The organism is Sphingomonas sp. Leaf38 (assembly GCF_001421825.1).
Taxonomy (GTDB): Bacteria; Pseudomonadota; Alphaproteobacteria; order Sphingomonadales; family Sphingomonadaceae; genus Sphingomonas.
This window is the reverse complement of the sequence record NZ_LMLD01000011.1, coordinates 550446-568018: the sequence shown is the minus strand read 5'-3', so window position 1 is coordinate 568018 and position 17573 is coordinate 550446. Positions and strand designations below refer to the sequence as shown.

Below are 17573 nucleotides of genomic sequence, written 5' to 3'. Positions count from 1 at the left end.
ACATCGAGGTCAGGCGCGGCTGGTGTAGGCCGCCAGTTCGGTGGGGCTCGATCCCGTTAGAGCAGCGAAATCGGGGCCCGTGAGGTCCTCAGGAAGATGACGCTGCCCGGTGCCGTCGAGCATCCCGAGAAACCGTTCGATGATCGTGAAGATCACGACATCGGGCCGCTCGGCACGCACGAGGTCATAGTGCATGCTGTCCGAACTCATCACCACCAGCCGCGAAAATGTCGGGATGAGATGCGGGATGATATAATTCGCGAACGAATCGCGAAACAGCACGCACCGCGGCAAGCTCGCATCATCCGATTCGTAGATCGACAGCGCACCGCGTGAGAATTTCTTGTTTTCGAAGACGCGCTGGAACGGCCGTGCGGTCCGATGCCCGACGGTCTCGGTACGTTCGTCGCGTTCGGGCTCGAGGCGCACGCCGAGATCCCCGACGTGGGTGCGCGCCGCAAAGGACAAATCCGCCTCGTCGATGCGGACGGGGAGCGGCACCGACCGTGCCAGATCGTCGACCAGCATCCGGTACGCGAGAAAGCCCGCATAGAATGTCCAGTGGGTATCGGTCTGGAGATAGGTCTCGCGCGCGCTGCGCGCGTCGATCAGCGGCTGGACGGGATAGGAGCAGAGCGCGCGGGTGTCGGCATCGAGGCTGGCCAGGATCTGCAGCGCGGGGCGGTCTGCGGCCGGTACGATAGTGGGCGGCAGCTTGTCCGCGTACACCACGTGCTTTTCGGGGATGATCATCATCCGGAAGGCGATCCCGTTCGCCTTGCACCAGGCGGCACGCGTTTCGATGCTGTCGCGCCACGCAGCGACGTCTTGCGGCGCGAGTGGCAGCGCGCCGGTGACCTGATCGACCGCATCGTGATCGCGGTGGAAGAGATAACCGTCCGCGCCCTGGATCACCTCGGCCGCCAAGCGCGCCCGGGTATCGGCGGCATCGCTCATGACCGTGGTCCGTCCTGTGCGTCGTCTTGCGGACCGTCGCCCAGACGGCGATCCACCAGATCGATCAACGCGCCGAGGTCCTGCGCCTCGCTCCCGGCGGGTCCGAGATCGACGTTGAACCGCTTTTCGATGCGGATCAGGAGCGTGGCGTGCGCCAGCGAGTCCCAGCCATCGACATCGTCCGCCGTGGTCGTCTCGTCGAAGTCCGCCGCGTCGGCATCGAACGTCCGGGCGACGATCGCAAAGATCCCCTCGCCTATTGCGTCTCTGGTCATGCGCGCTCCTGTCGTTCCAAACGGTATTTTTCGCTGTTGTCGGCGCGGCTCATCTTGCCCGAGGTCGATTTTATCAGCCAGCCCTGATCCACGATCGAGATCTTCTTCGGCACCAGGCCGAGCAGGTCGAGCAGCCTGGACTTGACCGCGAGCCGCAACGATCGGTCGGGAACGATACCCGTGCGTTCGAGGACGATATGGCACTCCTCGCTGCCGATCGCGTCGTTGAAAAGGCCCAGGGCGACCACCCGCCCCGCCTTCACGCCGTCGACCTCGCCAACCGCCTGCTCGATCTCGTGCGCATAGAAGTTCTTGCCGAGCAGGATGATCAGGTCCTTCTGGCGGCCCAGTATGTAGAGGTCGCCCTCGTGCAGGAAGCCGAGATCTCCGGTGCGGTACCACCCATCCTTGAAGCTGGCGACGGAATCGCGCTTGAAATAGCCGTCGAACACGAAGTCGCCGCGAACCAGGATCTCGCCGACGCCGTCCGGTCCGTCGATCCGCACCGCCATGCCATCGATCGGTGGCCCGTTGCCTTGCAGTGTGATGCAGTCATCACCGGTGAAAGCCAGACGGTGCTCGCGCAATCCCCGCGCCGAGACCTCGCAGCGTCTGGCCGGTGATCCAGGGCGCGTCTGCGACACCGCGAACACCGTTTCGGCCATCGCATAGCAGGTCTGCAACTGATCGACGGATACGCCCCAATACTCGAACGCCGCCAGGAACCGGTCGAAGCTCGATGGCTTGCACGGTTCGGAGCAGTTGATGAACGCCCGCATCTGCGAAAGGTCGACACGGCGAGCCGGGTCGGCAGAGTTGGCGAGATGGTTGAACGCGAAATTGGGTAGCCAGGCCAGTGTCCCGCGATGATCGGCGATCAGATCGAACAGCGACAGCGGATTCAATAGCCAGGCGAACGGGCTGATGATTACCGCACGAACCCCCGTCAGCAACGGTAGCAGGAACGTCGCGACGAACCCCATGTCGTGGTAGAGCGGCAGCCACGAACAGATCACGTCGTCCGCGCGCAGCCCGATCGCCGTGCCATAGCTGGAGATCTGACCCGCGATGGCGCGGGCGGTCAGCGTGACGCCTTTCTTCAGCCCCGTCGTTCCCGAACTGTGCTGCAGACAGCAGACCGCGTCGGGATCCCACGCCCACAGGATCGGATCGCCGCGGTTCGGCACCGCGTCCGCCGGCGTGACGATCGACAGGAGACCCGCCGCGATGGCCGCACCGAACCCCGGCGCGTCCGCGGCATCGGTGACCATGATCCCGCCACCGATGTGACGGAACAGACGGTCGTGGCTGTCCCAGAACCGCTGCGGATCCTGCTTCGTCGAGGGCAACGGCATCATCGCCGGGACGCACCCCGCCAGGATTGCACCGACGAACGCATAGAGCAGGTCGGGCGACAATCGCAGCGCGATCAGCACGACGCTGCCCGGCGCGGCGTCGCGGCGGCGATAGAGGTGCGCGTAGCGCTGGCCGCCTTCCCAGAGCATCGCGTGCGTTACGACATCGCTGCCGTCGGCATGCTCCAGCACGAACTGCACCGACGATGGCGCATCCCTGTATCGCGCGATGAACGGCGCGAGCAGCCCGGCGTCGGCCGGAGGGGCTTGCACCAGACCGTGCTGCCCTGTGCCCGATGCCAGGATCACTGCCCTGTACACAGTGCCGAAAGCCGGGGGCCGACGGCGATCCGATGATCGCGCAACGCCGCGCGAAAGACGGTGGCAAGCGCCGCACGCTGGGTATCGAAGCGGATCCCGGCCTCGACGGTCCAGGCCCGCGCGATTACGTCCCGCAGATCGCTGGCCGGCACCGCCTCGAACGGCAGCGACGGAATCGCCATTGTCTGCGCCATCTCCTGCGTGCGGCTGTCAACATACAGAACGACGCCGGGTCGCTCGGCCTGAATCGCGAGCGCGACGCCGTGGAAGCGTGGGCCGATCGCATAGTCATAGCGACGCAGAAAGCTCATCCAGCTCTGACTGTCGGTGAAGACGAAGGCGCGCCTGCGGCCCCAGTCGCTTACCTGCGGCAGAGTCAGATCGGGCAGCAGGCGCTCCACCAACAGCGCGAACGGCGCGCCTTCGGTATCGGCGGGATCGGACCGGGCCAGCGCGATCATCGTCTCGGGATGCTGCACGACATAACAGCCGTCGTCGCGATCGACGGCCGCGATCAACCGGTGCTCGGGCGCCATGTCGCGGTAGTGATGATGCCCCGCCGCGATCGCCGGCCGCGATCCGATTCCGGCGGCGACCCGCGCTGCAATCCGCCCGCCAAGATCCTTTATCGGCGACAGGAAAAGCGACGGGCAACCGATGACGGTCGACGCGTAGCCGTGCCGCGCGAGGACATCCGCCGTATAGGCGCCCCGGACCAGCATCGCAGGCGCGCCGCCCGACCCGGCCGCAACGACGTCCAGCGCCGCGCGCGTGCCGGCCTTCAATTCGAGGTGGTGGCCGATCTCCGGGGCCTGCGCACCCAGCCCGACCAGCACCACCGGCAGGCCGAATGCCGACAGACGATCCGCCCAGCCCGACAGGTCGACATGATCGCCCAATTGATTGGCGCAGGCGACGACAATGATGTCGGCGTTGGCGCGTACCAGTTCGGGCGGCGTGCTCCACGTGATCATGTGCGATCCGGCGAGCGATGCGACGAGCCCATCGACATAGGCGACATTGCCCGCGTTGCCGCCAAGCGCTTCGGTGAGCGTCGCGGCGCTGGCGGTCGGGATCAACCCGGCGGCGCCGAGCTGGCCGATCGACAGGTTCGGCAGGATCGCGACACGACGCGCGGGCTGGGAAACGACCATCGGTACTCTTTCGAAGTCGCTGAAAGGGGGCGCGGATCCCGCAAGCGAAAAAGGCCTAGGATACCGGGCAGGCACCGTATGACCTAGCCGCGCGCGCGCGCGCTTCACATCGAAAACTTGAACATTTTTCGCCAATCCGTGCGCGGCGGGACGGCGTGTTGCCGTCACCCGGCGGAACGCGGTCAGTATTCCAGTATCAAAGGGGCCGGCGGCGGCGCGCAGGCTTTGGGCGCAGCCGCCGTACACGCACGCGGCGTGTCGCCATTGGCGACCTGCGCAAACCACCGCAGCGTCGCGCGCCGCGGGCCATCTACTCCGTTCTCCAGCACCGGCGACTGCCGCGTCGAGACCTTGGCCATGCCCTGCACTTGGGCAGGCGTATAGACGGCCACCGGCGCATCCGCGGGCGGCACCTGCCCCGGCGCCGCAGTCATCGTCTTCAGGTTCAACGCCACGACCGGGTGCGCGCGCGGCGGGAAAGACAGGCGCAGCGTCGCGGTCCACCCGGATTGCGCGAGGACGGCGAACGACGGCAGCGCGGCAAGCGCGCCGCCCCCGGCGACCGACGTCGAGCCATCCGCCACCGCCAGCTCGCGGACCTGCCACGCACCGCCACGCGTCGGCCGCGCCGCGACGATCGTATCATTCCTCGAACGGGCGTGTCGCGGGTACAGGATCACCGGCGCGCCATCGGGGGCGACGATCACCGACGCGCTGTTGACCAGCCCCGCATTCGGTCCGGTCTGCTCGACCATCGCCATCTGGTCCGGGCCGAGCGGGCCCTTGATCGACCGCCCACCGGCGCCGCGCCACGTCACGAAGTCGCGCGTGCTCGCATAGGTGACGGCAAAGTTGGTCGCGACATCGGGCGTCCGCCGCCAGACGACCGCGACGTGATAGGTGCCATCGGGCCCGACCGCGAAGCTGCTGGGATAGGCACTGACATGGCCGTGGTCGTCATGATCGACGAACAGCGGGCCGATCCGCTGCCAGCGCCCGCCGCCCCAGCGGTTCATCAGCCAGCTCCCGTCGCCCGACGATCCGGTTCGGTACAGGAACAGCAGGTTGCCCGCCGAATCGTGCAGAAACGTCGGGTAGGTCGCACGATCCTCATCACGCCCGAGCATTCGGGCAGGCTGCAGGTTCGACAGGTCGGCGGCGCTGCCCTGCGCGTAGAACATCGCGCTCGCATGCATGTTGCCGACCAGGTGGAGCGTAGCATCGGGCGCGATCGCCATCGCTATACCGTTATGCGCGTCCCAGCCGGCGAAGCGCGACGGCAGCCGGATCGTGCAGACTCTCGCGCGGTTCGCCGCGACCGCCACGACCTCCATCCAGCGATCGGCATTATAATAGGCCGCGAATACGCGCCCGTCCCGGCTCGCAGCGCTGCCGATCGGCGTACCGACACCGGTCCAGAGCGCCGCGATGCGGATCGCGTTGGGGCTTCCAGCGGAAACGGGCTGCTTGCAACTGGTAAGCCGTTGGCTTCCGGTACCAGGCTGTGACATCACCGGAACCGATAAGCTGACGAGCAAAGCAATTAATATCGCGCTCATGTTACCGCAATCAAGATCATCGATGAGCGTCCTGCCATTAAAACATGATGATCCGCGTACTATCATGCGGATGGTACCGAGAAATACTCGATTTTCCTTCGTTATTGGTGGCCTAAACAAGATCGTTACAAATTGTTGTTCAGTGACGGACAAAGGAAAATGGTGCACTGCAGTGTAAAACAGACCGAAGCCTGCAACCTCTACGCTGCCCCGCAATTGAGACGAACTGACGTTGTTGAGCCTATTCGGTCAAGTGCCACTCCGACGCGCCAGCGCCGCCGCACTTGCCACATGGTGGGCATGGGTGATCGCCACCGCGAGCGCGTCGGCGGCATCGGGGCCGGCGAGTTTGGCGCCGGGCAATAGCACCGCCATCATCGCCTGGATCTGTTTCTTGTCCGCGCCGCCGGTGCCGACGACGCCCTTCTTGACGGTCGAGGGGTGGTATTCGCCGATATGCAGCCCCGCGCCGGCAGCGGCAAGCAAGACGACGCCGCGCGCCTGGCCGAGCTTCAGCGTCGATTGCGCGTTGGTGTTGCCGAGCACCTCCTCGACCGCGGCGCCGTCGGGGCGTTCGGTGCGGATGACGTCGATCAGCGCGTTGTAAAGCGCGGTGAGGCGGCGGGGGAGCGCCATCGACGGATCGGTCTTGATCTGGCCGTTGGCGATGTGGCTCAGGCGATTGCCATCGGCGCGGATGACACCCCAGCCAGTGGTGCCCAGGCCGGGGTCTAGTCCGAGAATAATCATGCGTAAGTAGAATGGTGGTTCGCGCGGAGACGCGGAGACGCGGAGGTGGTGCGCGTTTGGCGAGCGTCTCGCGTCAGCGGGACTTTCACTCCGCTAGGCTGGCCGACAGATATGAGGCTGCTGGCGCGGAGGACGGATCCACACGGCACAACTCTCCGCGTCTCCGTGTCTCCGCGTGAACCCACCTTCTTCATCTCAACCGCAAGCCGTTCAACCCAGCGACTCCATGATCTCGTCGGAGATTTCGTAATTGCCCCAGACGGTCTGCACGTCGTCGTCGTCGTCGAGCGCGTCGATGAGCTTGAACAGCGTCGCCGCATCGTCGGCACCGACCGCGACCATGACCTGGGGGCGCCAGGCGAGCTTCGCCCCCTCGGCTTCCCCGAGCTTGGCTTCGAGCGCCTTGGCGACTTCGTGCAGGTCACCCTGCGCAGTCCAGACCTCATGGCCGTCCTCGCTCGATGTGACGTCCTCGGCACCCGCTTCGAGCGCCGCTTCGAACACCGTGTCGGCATCGCCCGCGCTGGCCGGATACGAGATCAGCCCGACGCGGTCGAACGCGTGGCTGACCGAACCGCCCGCGCCGAGGTTGCCGCCGTTCTTGCCGACCGCGACGCGCACGTTGGTCGCGGTGCGGTTGCGGTTATCGGTCAGCGCCTCGATGATCAGCGACACGCCGCCCGGACCGAAGCCCTCGTAGCGGATTTCCTCGTAATTCTCGGCATCGCCGCGGCTCGCCTTGTCGATCGAGCGCTGGATGTTCTCCTTGGGCAGCGACGCGGCCTTCGCCGCGTTCACCGCCGCGCGCAGGCGCGGGTTCATGTCGACGTCGGGCAGCCCCATCTTGGCCGCGACCGTGATCTCTCGGCTAAGCTTGCTGAACGCCGACGAGCGCTTCTTGTCCTGCGCGCCCTTGCGGTACATGATGTTCTTGTATTTGGAATGGCCTGCCATCGGTGCCTCTTTGAACTGAAGCGCCGCTCTTAGGCCTCGGGCGCGCTTTTCGCCAGACCGTCTATCTTGGCCTCGATCGCCTCGAGCCGCGCCAGCACCAGATGATCGATCTTGTGATGCACGCGCAGGATGTCGAGTTCGGCGCGCAAATTGGTCTCGTAGTCGAGGCTCGCGGCGAGACGATCCTTCGCCGACTGCCGGTTCTGGCTCATCATGATGATCGGCGCCTGGATCGCCGCGACCGTCGACAGCAGTAGGTTGAGGAAGATGTAGGGATAGGGATCGAACGCCCGCCCGAAATGCGTGAGGATGTCCGAATTGAGGATCATCCAGCCCACGAGCACCGCGGTGAAGGCGATGATGAACGCCCACGACCCACCGACCGCGGCCACCCGGTCCGACAGCCGCTCGCCGAACGTCGCGCGTTCGTCGGCAAGGTCAGCGGCATCGCGGCTGACCGTTGTCCCCGCCTCGATCCCCGCGAGGACGCGGCGTTGCTCGTCGTCTAGCTCGCCGGGAGATTTGCCGAGCAGGCGTTGCGAGAGATCGTCGAGCGGAGAGGATGTGGCCATGGCGACTGGCGTAACCGGGATTGCGGATTAAGCCAGTGCGCAAAACCGCACTTGCGACGCACCTACGCGAAAGACTCCTTGCCCCAATGCGTCCGCACCTGCCAAACGCGCGGCATGACGGTTAGCGTGAATATGGGCACCGACGGCAATGGTACTGCCGTCGGCGTCGACCTGGAGGAACTACTCGCCACGCGCCTGTTGGTGCAGGGCAATTCGGGATCGGGAAAATCGCATCTGCTGCGCCGGCTGCTCGAGCGATCGGCGGGGCATGTCCAGCAGATCGTGATCGATCCCGAGGGCGATTTCGTCACGCTCGCGGGGCCGCACGGCCATGTCGTGATCGAGGCGGGCGACTATAGCGAACGCGAAATCTCGCGGATCGCCACGCGGCTGCGCGAACACCGGACGTCCGCGGTGCTCAGCCTCGAAGGGCTCGAGGTCGAGGGGCAGATGCGCTGCGCCGCGTCGTTCCTCTCCGCGCTGTTCGATGCGCCGCGCGAGCATTGGTATCCGGTGCTGGTGGTGGTCGACGAGGCGCAGATGTTCGCGCCGGTGACGGGCGGCGAAGTGTCCGAGGAAGTGCGTCGCGCCTCACTCGCGGCGATGACCAACCTGATGTGCCGCGGGCGTAAACGCGGCCTTGCCGGCGTGATCGCGACTCAGCGTCTGGCGAAACTGGCGAAGAACGTCGCGGCGGAGGCGTCGAACTTCCTGATGGGGCGCACCTTCCTCGACATCGACATGGCGCGCGCCGCCGATCTGCTGGGCATGGAGCGGCGCCAAGCCGAAGCGATTCGCGATCTCCAGCGCGGCACCTTCATGGCGCTCGGGCCGGCGGTGTCGCGGCGGCCGATCACCGTGAAGATCGGCGACGTGGCGACCTCCGCACGCAGCGGGAGTCCGAAGCTCACCCCCCTCCCCAGCGCCGCGCCGATGGACCTGCAGGACCTGCTGTCCGAGCCGGTGGTCGACGCGCCCGAACTGGGCCTGATGTTCGATTCGCGTCCACGCCGCGTGCCGGCGGAGGAGCTGCTCGACGGTATCGCCCGCCCGCCCGAACCGCGCACCGCCGCACCGCCGCCGCCCGAGAAGACCGACGACGAGGTCGAGGCGGTCTACGCAGACGTCTTCCGCGCGATCGTCGAGGATCCCGAATCGACGCTGCGGCCACCCTCGGTGCTGTTCCAGGATTTCCAGGTGCGCTGCCGGATGGGTGGCCTTGCCAAGCCGCCGCTCGACCTGCCGGGCTTCGTCCGTCGATTGAGTTGCGCACGCGCGGGCATCTTCGACATGACCGATGAGGCTTGGACGGCGGCGCTGGATGTCGCCAGCGGTCTACCCGACGACATGCTCGGCGCGTTCCTGCTGGTGGCGCGCGCCGCGCGGGAAGGCGAACCCTGCCCCTCCGACGCACGGATAGCGGCGACCTACGGCACCAGCTCGATCGGCCGCGTGAAGCGCCTGATCGGCTATATCGAAAGCCGCGAGCTGATCGTCTGCCGCACCGATCTGGCGGGCAAGCGCTCGATCACGATTCCCGGGCTCGGCTGGACGACGCTGCCGGCGGAGGCGGCTTAGGGCGTCATCCGCGGATCGGGGTCAACTGCAACGACACGAACTGCCAGTCGCCGTCGATCCGCCGCGCGACGAAGCCGGCGCGCAGCGCATGCGTCTGCGTCTGGCCGTCCTTGCCGGGCATCGTATAGGCGATCCGCATCGTCACGACGCCGATCGTGCCGGCGGGTCGCGCGACGGTCTCGGTGATCGTCATCGGCGGCGCGAGCGATTTCTTGTCGGCGGCGTAGAACCCGATAACCCGGTCGCGAGAATCGACCTCGCCGACGGGGGACACCTCCTGATAGTCGGGCGCCATCATTGCGGCCATCGCCGCCTGATCGAACTGGTTGCGAACCCTGATGAACGCCTCGGCCTTTTGCACCAGCACTTTCGCGTCTTGGTCGACCGATTGGGCAACGACTGCCGCGCTCATCGGCAGTGCCGCCGCGATCGCTATGACTAGTCTCATGCCCGCCCCCGATGCAATGTCGTATAACAGCAATACAGCGGTTTCGCGGAGGCATCAATCCCGAGAGCATGACGCCGACGTCATAGCGCAAAAGCGATCGCAAGCCCGGTGACCACGCCCACCTGGACCATGGCGATGAATTGGAGCTGGCCGACGAACGGCTGCTTCCGCGTCTTGTGGCGGAAGCGATAACGCGCCCAGAACGCCCCCGGGCTGCCGCCGAGCGCTGCGAACCAGAGCAAGCGGGATTCGGGGATGCGCCATGCGTCGGCCGACGATCGCCGCTTGTCGATCGCGAACGCGGCGATCGTGATCATGTTGACGACCAGAACCAGGACGAATGCCGCGAAGATCGGGAGAAGCATTCTCTACCGGTGCATCAGGGAGATTAACGCGGCGCCTCCTCGCAACCCGACGACAGATCGGGGGAGAGGCACCGCGCAGAGTCCGATCCTCAGATCATTCCCAGGGCCTGGAGGTACACTTCGAGGATCGCTTCCTCTTCCTGATACTCTTCCTTCTTCTTCTTGCGGATCGACAGGATCTTGCGGATCGCCTTGGGGTCGTAACCGCGGCCCTTGGCTTCGGCCATCACGTCCTTGATGTCGTCCGAGATACCTTTTTTCTCTTCTTCGAGGCGCTCGGCGCGCTCGATCAGCAGGCGCAGTTCGTCCGCTGCGACCGCGCCGCCGCCCATGCCGTGTTGCCGTTCGTCAGACATCGAAAATTCCCCACTCGCGGGCGCCAAAGGCGCCGGCCTCAAACCAATCGAAATACCCCACGCCGATGATCGCCGTCGCAGGACGTCGTGAATCAGGCCGCTGTGGGTGCGTCGCCGCGTCTAGGCGTTTACCGTGTTCGGCTCAAGCGACGCCGCGGCGTATCGCCACAAATCAGGCGCCAGCCGATTGCGGCGCGTTCTTGGTGACGCTTTCCTTCATCCGTTCGAGCTGCTCAGGGGTCGCGTCGCCCTGGTGATGCGCCTTCCACTGCGCATAGGGCATCCCATACACGGTCTCGCGCGCCGCATCCTTGTCGAGTCCGCCCGCCTCTTCGACCCAGTCGGACAGGCAATTGCGGCAGAAACCGGCGAGTCCCATCAGATCCACATTCTGCGCGTCCTCGCGGTGGCGGAGGTGACGGATCAGGCGACGGAACGCCTTTGCCGCTACGGCATCGTCCAAAGTGTCGAGCGGGTCGGTTTCGGGGGTCATTCATATGCTCCGTGGTTGATCCCGCGGAGATAGGGTTTAAGGCCCGTCGCGGCAAAGAGCTTCCCCGAGGAAACCGCACGCATGACCATCGCTATCGCCCCCCGCTTGCGGAAGGTCCGCATCCTCGCGACGCTAGGCCCGGCCAGTAGTACGCCGGAGATGATCGCGACGCTGTTCCGCACCGGCGCCGACGCGTTCCGCATCAACATGAGCCATGGCGACCAGCAGTCGAAGATCGCGGTCATCCAGGCGATTCGCGCGCTGGAGAAGCAATATGGCCGCCCCTCGACGATCCTCGCCGATCTCCAGGGGCCCAAGCTGCGCGTCGGCAAGTTCGAGGGCGGCCGCACCGTGCTCGAAACCGGCTCGACCTTCGTGCTCGACCGCGACACGACGCCGGGCGACGCGACCCGCGTCGAGCTGCCGCATGACGAGATCTTCGCCGCGATCGAGCCGGGCGCGCGCCTGCTGCTCGACGACGGCAAGCTGGTCCTGCGCGTCGTCTCGCACAGCCCGCGCGAGATCACGACGCGCGTCGAGGTCGGCGGCGCGTTGTCGAACAACAAGGGGCTGAACGTCCCCGACGTCGTGCTGCCGATGGCCGCGCTGACCGAGAAGGATCGCAGCGATCTCGACTTCGCGGTCGACCAGGGCGTCGACTGGATCGCGCTCTCGTTCGTCCAGCGCCCCGAGGATCTCTGGGAAGCGCGCAAGCTCATCGGCGGCAAGGCAGCCCTGCTCGCCAAGATCGAGAAGCCCGCCGCGATCGAGCGGCTCGAGGAAATCGTCGAGGCGTGCGACGGCGTGATGGTCGCGCGCGGCGATCTCGGCGTCGAGATGCCCCCGCAGGCGGTGCCGCCGCTGCAGAAGCGCATCGTCGAGGTGTCGCGCCGGATGGGCCGCCCGGTGGTGGTCGCGACGCAGATGCTCGAATCGATGATCACGTCGCCGTCGCCGACGCGCGCGGAAGTGTCCGACGTCGCGACCGCCGTCTATGACGGTGCGGACGCGATCATGCTGTCGGCCGAGAGCGCGGCGGGCGCGTGGCCGGTCGAATCGGTGGCGATGATGGATGCGATCGGCGTGTCGGTCGAGGCCGATCCGGAACATGGCGACCGCATGCACTTCACCGTGATGAAGCCCGATCCGACGACCGCCGACGCGCTGGCCGAAGCGGCGAAGAACATCGCCGCGACGGTGTCGGCGGTGGCGATCATCTGCTTCACCACGTCGGGCTCTACCGCGCGCCGGATCGCGCGCGAGCGTCCGTCGGTGCCGCTGCTTGTGCTGACGCCAAACCAGGATACCGCGCGGCGGCTCGGGCTGCTGTGGGGCACGCATGCGGTCCATACGCGCGACGTCGAATCGTTCGAGGACATGGTTGCCAAGTCGAAGCGGATGGCGCTGCGCCACGGCATGGCGAAGGCGGGCGACCGGGTGATCGTGCTGGCAGGCGTACCGTTCCGGACGCCCGGGTCGACCAACGTGCTGCACGTCGTCCGCATCGTCGGCGACGAGCTGAAGGGCCATCACTCGCAAGTCTGACGTCGGTCGCGCGCGCGATGTATGCGGCGACGCTACGTAATACGCGGATCGCGCCGGCATCTTAGCGGGTTGGCGGATCGGTGCGCGTGCGGCTATGCGCTGCCTCGAACATTCGACGCCGCGAGCCCGTGCCCGTGCGCTCTCGATCACCCGGTCGCCGCCGCGGCCGACAGGTTAGGAAGACCATGGAAGACGATTTCCGCAAAGCCGCGCTCGATTATCACCGTTATCCGAAACCCGGCAAGCTCTCGGTCGAGGCGACCAAGCGGATGGCGACGCAGCGCGATCTGGCGCTTGCCTATTCGCCGGGCGTCGCCGCCGCATGCGAGGAAATCGCCGCGGATCCGGACAAGGCGCGCGACTATACCGCGCGCGGCAACCTCGTCGCGGTCATCACCAACGGCACCGCGGTGCTGGGGCTCGGCGCGATCGGCGCGCTCGCGTCGAAGCCGGTGATGGAGGGCAAGGCGGTGCTCTTCAAGAAATTCGCCGGGATCGACTGTTTCGACATCGAGATCGACCAGCTCGACCCGCAGGCGTTCATCGAGGCAGTCCGCGTGCTCGAGCCGACGTTCGGCGGGATCAACCTCGAGGACATCAAGGCGCCAGAATGCTTCGAGATCGAGGCGAAGCTGCGCGAGGTCATGAACATCCCGGTGTTCCATGACGATCAGCACGGCACCGCGATCGTGTGTGCCGCCGCAGTCCGCAACGTGCTCGAACTGCGCGGCAAGCAGCTTGACCAGATGAAGCTGGTGACGTCGGGCGCAGGCGCGGCGGCGCTGGCGACGGTGGACCTGCTGGTGTCGATGGGTCTCAACCCCGAGAACGTGACGCTGACCGACATCAAGGGCGTCGTCCATGCCGATCGCGGCGACGTGATGCCGCCGAACATGGCGCGCTATGCCCGCAAGACCAACGCGCGGACCTTGCCGGACGTGCTGGAGGGAGCAGACATCTTCCTCGGGCTGTCAGCGCCGCGCGTGCTGAAACAGGAATGGCTGCATCTGCTGGCGCCCGATCCGCTGATCCTCGCGCTGGCGAACCCGGAACCGGAAATCCAGCCGGCGCTGGTCGCCGCGACCCGCCCCGATGCGATCATCGCGACGGGCCGTTCGGATTTCCCGAACCAGGTCAACAACGTGTTGTGCTTCCCGTTCATCTTCCGCGGCGCGCTCGACGTCGGCGCGACCGAGATCAACGAGGCGATGAAGGTGGCCGCGGTCGACGCGATCGCCGCGCTCGCACGTGCGACCGCGTCGGACGTGGTGGTCAGCGCCTATGGCGGCGCGACGCCGGTGTTCGGGCCGACCTACATCATTCCCAAGCCGTTCGATCCGCGGCTGATCCTGCACGTCGCGCCAGCGGTGGCGAAGGCGGCGATGGACTCGGGCGTCGCGACCCGGCCGATCGAGGATTTCGATGCGTATCTGCGCGACCTCGAGGTGTTCGTGTACCGCTCCGGCCAGCTGATGCGGCCGATCTTCGCGCGCGCCAAGCAGGCGGGGCGCTCGATCGCCTATGGCGAGGGCGAGGACGACCGGACACTGCGCGCCGTGCAGACGGTGATCGACGAAGGCCTTGGCCGGCCAGTGCTGATCGGGCGCCGCGACGTGATCGGCCAGCGGATCGAGGCGAGCGGGCTGCGGATGACGATCGGCAGCGATGTCGAGGTGCTCGATCCGGCGACCGACCGCGAGGTGTTCGAGCCCCTGCTCGCGAGCTACGGTGCGCTCGTCGGCCGCCGCGGTACGCCACCCGACAGCGCGGAGCGTGCGCTCAGGACCCGGCCGAGCGTCGCCGCGGCGATGCTGCTGCGCGAGGGTCGCGTCGATGCAGCCTTGTGTGGTGGCATCGGCGACTGGTGGACGCAGATGACCTACGTCATGCCGCTGATCCCGCGGATGCCGGGCGTGTCGCGCCTCTATGCGATGTCCGCGGTGATCCTGCGCACCGGCAGCCTGTTCTTCTGCGATACGCACGTGACGGTCGATCCGACCGCCGAGCAGATCGCCGAGATGACGATGCTCGCGGCGGACGCGGTACGCGCGTTCGCGATCGAGCCCAAGGCGGCGCTGCTGTCGCATTCGAGCTTCGGTGCGTCGCGGTCGCCGTCGGCGCAGAAGATGCGCGCGGGGCATGCGTTGCTCAAGGAGATGGCGCCGGGGTTCGAGTTCGACGGCGAGATGCACGGCGATGCCGCGCTGTCCGAGGCGCTGCGGCGGCGGCTGGTGAACGACAGTCCGTTGACGGGGTCTGCAAACCTGCTGGTGATGCCGAACATCGATGCGGCGAACATCGCAGTGTCGCTGTTGTCGGCGTCGACCGAATCCGCGCCGCTTGGGCCGATGCTGCTCGGGCTTGCCAAGCCGCTGCAGATGCTGGTGCCGAGCGTGACCGCGCGCGGGATCGTCAACCTGAGCGCGATCGCGGTGGGCCATGCAGCGACGGTGAGCGAGACGGCGTAAGCTCTCGCCCACCAAACCAAAGCGAGTTCCCCCGCGCAGGCGGGGGTCCAGGGTTACAGGCGGCAGCGTTCGTTACCCTGGGCTCCCGCGTTCGCGGGAGAACGAGGTGGGCGGAACGTTCCGCACTCGCATCGCTAAGAGAAAATGGTCGGAGCGACAGGATTCGAACCTGCGACCCCCACACCCCCAGTGTGGTGCGCTACCAGGCTGCGCTACGCTCCGACCGAACGGGCCGCAAGGCGACCCGAGGGGGGCGCACTACGCGGGGTCCGCGCAGGATGCAAGCGCGAACACACCCGTACCGCAAGATGCGCTCGGTCGCATGACGCCCACGTCTCATCCTGTGGCGATCTGTTGCGCGCGGTTCCAAGCGATGATAGCGGGCGGACCAATGCGGGCGCGACGCGCGACGTCCGGCCCGACCCAACCTTGCGCCTTCTACGGCCCAGCCAGATACGGACCTTCATGTTCATCTCACCAGCTTATGCCCAGGCCGCAGACGGCGCCACGACGGCGGGGGGCGGCATCGCCTCGTTCCTGAGCCTCGCGCCGCTCTTCCTCGTGTTCGTCGTGTTCTATTTCCTGATGATCCGCCCGCAGCAAAAGCGGATGAAGGCGCTGCAGGCGTCGGTCGCGGCGGTGAAGAAGAACGACAGCGTCGTCACGTCGGGCGGCATCCTCGGCAAGGTGACCAAGGTCGAGGATAATGTCGTCGAGGTCGAGATCGCGCCGAACGTCCGCGTGCGCGTTGTCAAGGCGACGCTGACCGACATCACCAGCCCAAACACGAAACCGGCCAACGACTGATGCTGGATTTTCCGCGCTGGAAGGTCGGGTCGATCATCGGGTTGCTCGCGGCGCTGTGCCTGCTGGCGATCCCGAGTTTCCTCCCCGAGAGCACAACGAGCAAATGGGGCAGCATTCCCCATCCGCACATAAATCTTGGGCTCGATCTCGCCGGCGGCAGCTATCTGCTGCTCGAGGCGGATACCGCCGACCTCGCCGCGACGCGGATCGAGGCGATGAGCGACAGCGTGGCGGGGACCATGCGCAACGGCACGCCGCGGATCGAGATCGGTGAAATTTCGACGCGTGGGGGCCAGCTGACCTTCCTGCTGCGCGATCCAAGCCAGGTCGATGCGGCGCGCGAACGCCTGCTGGCGATCACCGGTGGTGGCGCAGGCATGAGCGGCCAGCGCGAGTGGGACATCAACGTCGTCGACACGAGCCGGTTCGTGCTCAGGCCGACCCAGGCCGGCCTGACACAGGCGATCGACACGGCGATGAAGGACGCGACCGAAGTCGTCCGTCGTCGTATCGACGCGCTCGGCACCAAGGAGCCGACGATCATCCGCCAGGGCGCGACGCGGATCGTGGTGCAGGTACCGGGCCTGAAAAACCCGCAGGCGTTGAAGGAGCTGATCGGCAAGACCGCCAAGCTCGAGTTCAAGCTGGTCGATGAGACCGCGAACCCGGCCGACCTCGCCAAGGGCATTGCGCCGATCGGTAGCCAGGTGCTGCCGTATCCAGGCAATCCGCAGGGCATTCCGTTCATCGCGGTGAAGCGCTCGGTTATCATCTCGGGCGATCAGCTCGCCGATGCGCGCCAGGAGTTCGAGCCGCAGACCAACGCGCCGCAGGTTGCGATCACGTTCGACGCGGTCGGCGGTCGTCGCTTCGCCAAGGTCACGACCGAGAATACCAACAAGCCGTTCGCGATCATCCTCGACAATTCGGTGATCTCCGCGCCGAACATCAACGAGCCGATCCTTGGCGGTCGCGCGTCGATCTCGGGCAACTTCACCGTCGAGTCGGCGAACGCGCTGGCGATCTCGCTGCGGTCGGGCAAGCTGCCGGTCAATCTGAAGACGATCGCCGAAAGCACCGTCAGCCCCGATCTCGGCAAGGATTCGATCCGCGCCGGCGTGTTGGCATCGATCGTCGCCGCGCTGCTCGTGATCGTGTTCATGTTCGTCACCTACGGACGGTTCGGCCTGTATGCGAACCTCGCGGTGGTCATCAACATCCTGGTCATCGTTGCCGTCATGGCGATGCTGAACGCGACGCTGACCTTGCCCGGTATCGCCGGCTTCGTGCTGACGATCGGGACCGCGGTGGACGCCAACGTGTTGATCAACGAGCGGATCCGCGAGGAGCGGCGACGCGGGCGCAGCGTCGTCCAGTCGGTCGAGCTCGGCTACAAGGAAGCATCGCGGACGATCTTCGAGGCGAACGTGACGCATGCCATCACCGGCGTGATCATGCTGCTGCTCGGCTCGGGCCCGGTGAAGGGCTTCGCGGTCGTGCTGCTGATCGGGATCTGCACGTCGGTGTTCACCGCGGTCACGTTCACGCGGATGATGGTCGCGCTGTGGCTGCGGAAGAACCGCCCCACCACGATCAATATTTGAGGCGGGAGATTA

Annotated in this window: 17 protein-coding genes and 1 tRNA gene; 5 read left to right on the top strand and 13 right to left on the bottom strand. The window is 66.3% G+C overall.

Annotation, left to right across the window (positions count from 1 at the left end):
* Nucleotides 1-9: 9 nt before the first annotated feature.
* The 8 genes from ASE88_RS10020 to ASE88_RS09985 form a co-directional block, all read right to left on the bottom strand.
* Nucleotides 10-957: an alginate O-acetyltransferase AlgX-related protein gene (locus ASE88_RS10020; RefSeq protein ID WP_056477866.1), complete on the bottom strand. Its 948-nt coding sequence runs from the start codon at nucleotides 955-957 to the stop codon at nucleotides 10-12.
* Entirely contained in the window at nucleotides 954-1232 is a 279-nt protein-coding gene (locus tag ASE88_RS10015; RefSeq protein ID WP_055873740.1) for an acyl carrier protein, read from the bottom strand. Before ASE88_RS10015 ends, ASE88_RS10020 begins: the two co-directional genes overlap by 4 nt.
* Nucleotides 1229-2896 carry an AMP-binding protein gene (locus ASE88_RS10010; RefSeq protein ID WP_056477865.1) on the bottom strand — a complete coding sequence of 556 codons (1668 nt, stop codon included), beginning with the start codon at nucleotides 2894-2896 and terminating at the stop codon, nucleotides 1229-1231. Before ASE88_RS10010 ends, ASE88_RS10015 begins: the two co-directional genes overlap by 4 nt.
* On the bottom strand, nucleotides 2893-4062 hold the full coding sequence (locus ASE88_RS10005) for a polysaccharide pyruvyl transferase family protein (protein ID WP_056477863.1): 1170 nt from the start codon (nucleotides 4060-4062) through the stop codon (nucleotides 2893-2895). Before ASE88_RS10005 ends, ASE88_RS10010 begins: the two co-directional genes overlap by 4 nt.
* A 182-nt stretch (nucleotides 4063-4244) precedes the next feature.
* On the bottom strand, nucleotides 4245-5573 hold the full coding sequence (locus ASE88_RS10000; RefSeq protein ID WP_162233415.1) for a BNR repeat-containing protein: 1329 nt from the start codon (nucleotides 5571-5573) through the stop codon (nucleotides 4245-4247).
* A gap of 297 nt (nucleotides 5574-5870) precedes the next feature.
* Complete coding sequence (gene ruvC, locus ASE88_RS09995) at nucleotides 5871-6371, bottom strand: crossover junction endodeoxyribonuclease RuvC (protein ID WP_055873751.1); 501 nt, start codon at nucleotides 6369-6371, stop codon at nucleotides 5871-5873.
* A gap of 210 nt (nucleotides 6372-6581) precedes the next feature.
* Complete coding sequence (locus ASE88_RS09990) at nucleotides 6582-7325, bottom strand: YebC/PmpR family DNA-binding transcriptional regulator (RefSeq protein WP_056477859.1); 744 nt, start codon at nucleotides 7323-7325, stop codon at nucleotides 6582-6584.
* Between the two features lie 29 nt (nucleotides 7326-7354).
* Nucleotides 7355-7897: a DUF1003 domain-containing protein gene (locus tag ASE88_RS09985; protein ID WP_055873756.1), complete on the bottom strand. Its 543-nt coding sequence runs from the start codon at nucleotides 7895-7897 to the stop codon at nucleotides 7355-7357.
* A 114-nt stretch (nucleotides 7898-8011) separates the two neighbouring features.
* Here ASE88_RS09985 and ASE88_RS09980 point away from each other — a divergent pair, with 114 nt between their 5' ends.
* Nucleotides 8012-9475 carry an ATP-binding protein gene (locus ASE88_RS09980; protein WP_055873757.1) on the top strand — a complete coding sequence of 488 codons (1464 nt, stop codon included), beginning with the start codon at nucleotides 8012-8014 and terminating at the stop codon, nucleotides 9473-9475.
* Nucleotides 9476-9479: 4 nt separating this feature from the next.
* Here the strand turns inward: ASE88_RS09980 and ASE88_RS09975 are convergent, their stop codons facing one another.
* The 4 genes from ASE88_RS09975 to ASE88_RS09960 form a co-directional block, all read right to left on the bottom strand.
* A complete protein-coding gene (locus ASE88_RS09975) occupies nucleotides 9480-9923 on the bottom strand; it encodes a nuclear transport factor 2 family protein (protein ID WP_082466463.1) in 444 nt (147 codons plus the stop codon).
* Nucleotides 9924-10003: 80 nt separating this feature from the next.
* The gene (locus ASE88_RS09970; RefSeq protein WP_056477854.1) at nucleotides 10004-10288 is read right to left on the bottom strand and encodes a DUF1294 domain-containing protein; all 285 of its coding nucleotides are present in this window, start codon (nucleotides 10286-10288) and stop codon (nucleotides 10004-10006) included.
* A gap of 89 nt (nucleotides 10289-10377) precedes the next feature.
* Entirely contained in the window at nucleotides 10378-10620 is a 243-nt protein-coding gene (locus ASE88_RS09965; protein WP_197942503.1) for a DUF2312 domain-containing protein, read from the bottom strand.
* 196 nt (nucleotides 10621-10816) lie between these two features.
* Nucleotides 10817-11137 (bottom strand): DUF1244 domain-containing protein, encoded by a 321-nt coding sequence (locus tag ASE88_RS09960; protein WP_055873772.1) that lies wholly within the window; start codon nucleotides 11135-11137, stop codon nucleotides 10817-10819.
* Nucleotides 11138-11218: 81 nt separating this feature from the next.
* Here ASE88_RS09960 and pyk point away from each other — a divergent pair, with 81 nt between their 5' ends.
* Together pyk and ASE88_RS09950 are read left to right on the top strand one after the other, a co-directional pair.
* Nucleotides 11219-12682 (top strand): pyruvate kinase, encoded by a 1464-nt coding sequence (gene pyk, locus ASE88_RS09955; RefSeq protein ID WP_056477851.1) that lies wholly within the window; start codon nucleotides 11219-11221, stop codon nucleotides 12680-12682.
* Nucleotides 12683-12867: 185 nt separating this feature from the next.
* Nucleotides 12868-15150, top strand: coding sequence for an NADP-dependent malic enzyme (locus ASE88_RS09950; RefSeq protein ID WP_056477850.1), 2283 nt, complete (start codon nucleotides 12868-12870; stop codon nucleotides 15148-15150).
* 145 nt (nucleotides 15151-15295) lie between these two features.
* On the opposite strand, the gene ASE88_RS09945 is transcribed toward ASE88_RS09950, so the two are convergent.
* Nucleotides 15296-15372 (bottom strand) — tRNA-Pro (locus tag ASE88_RS09945).
* A gap of 243 nt (nucleotides 15373-15615) precedes the next feature.
* On the opposite strand from ASE88_RS09945, the gene yajC reads away from it, so the two are divergent.
* Together yajC and secD are read left to right on the top strand one after the other, a co-directional pair.
* Nucleotides 15616-15957: a preprotein translocase subunit YajC gene (gene yajC / locus ASE88_RS09940; RefSeq protein WP_055875282.1), complete on the top strand. Its 342-nt coding sequence runs from the start codon at nucleotides 15616-15618 to the stop codon at nucleotides 15955-15957.
* Nucleotides 15957-17561, top strand: a complete 1605-nt coding sequence (gene secD / locus ASE88_RS09935) for a protein translocase subunit SecD (protein ID WP_055873781.1) — start codon at nucleotides 15957-15959, stop codon at nucleotides 17559-17561. Before yajC ends, secD begins: the two co-directional genes overlap by 1 nt.
* Nucleotides 17562-17573: the final 12 nt, after the last annotated feature.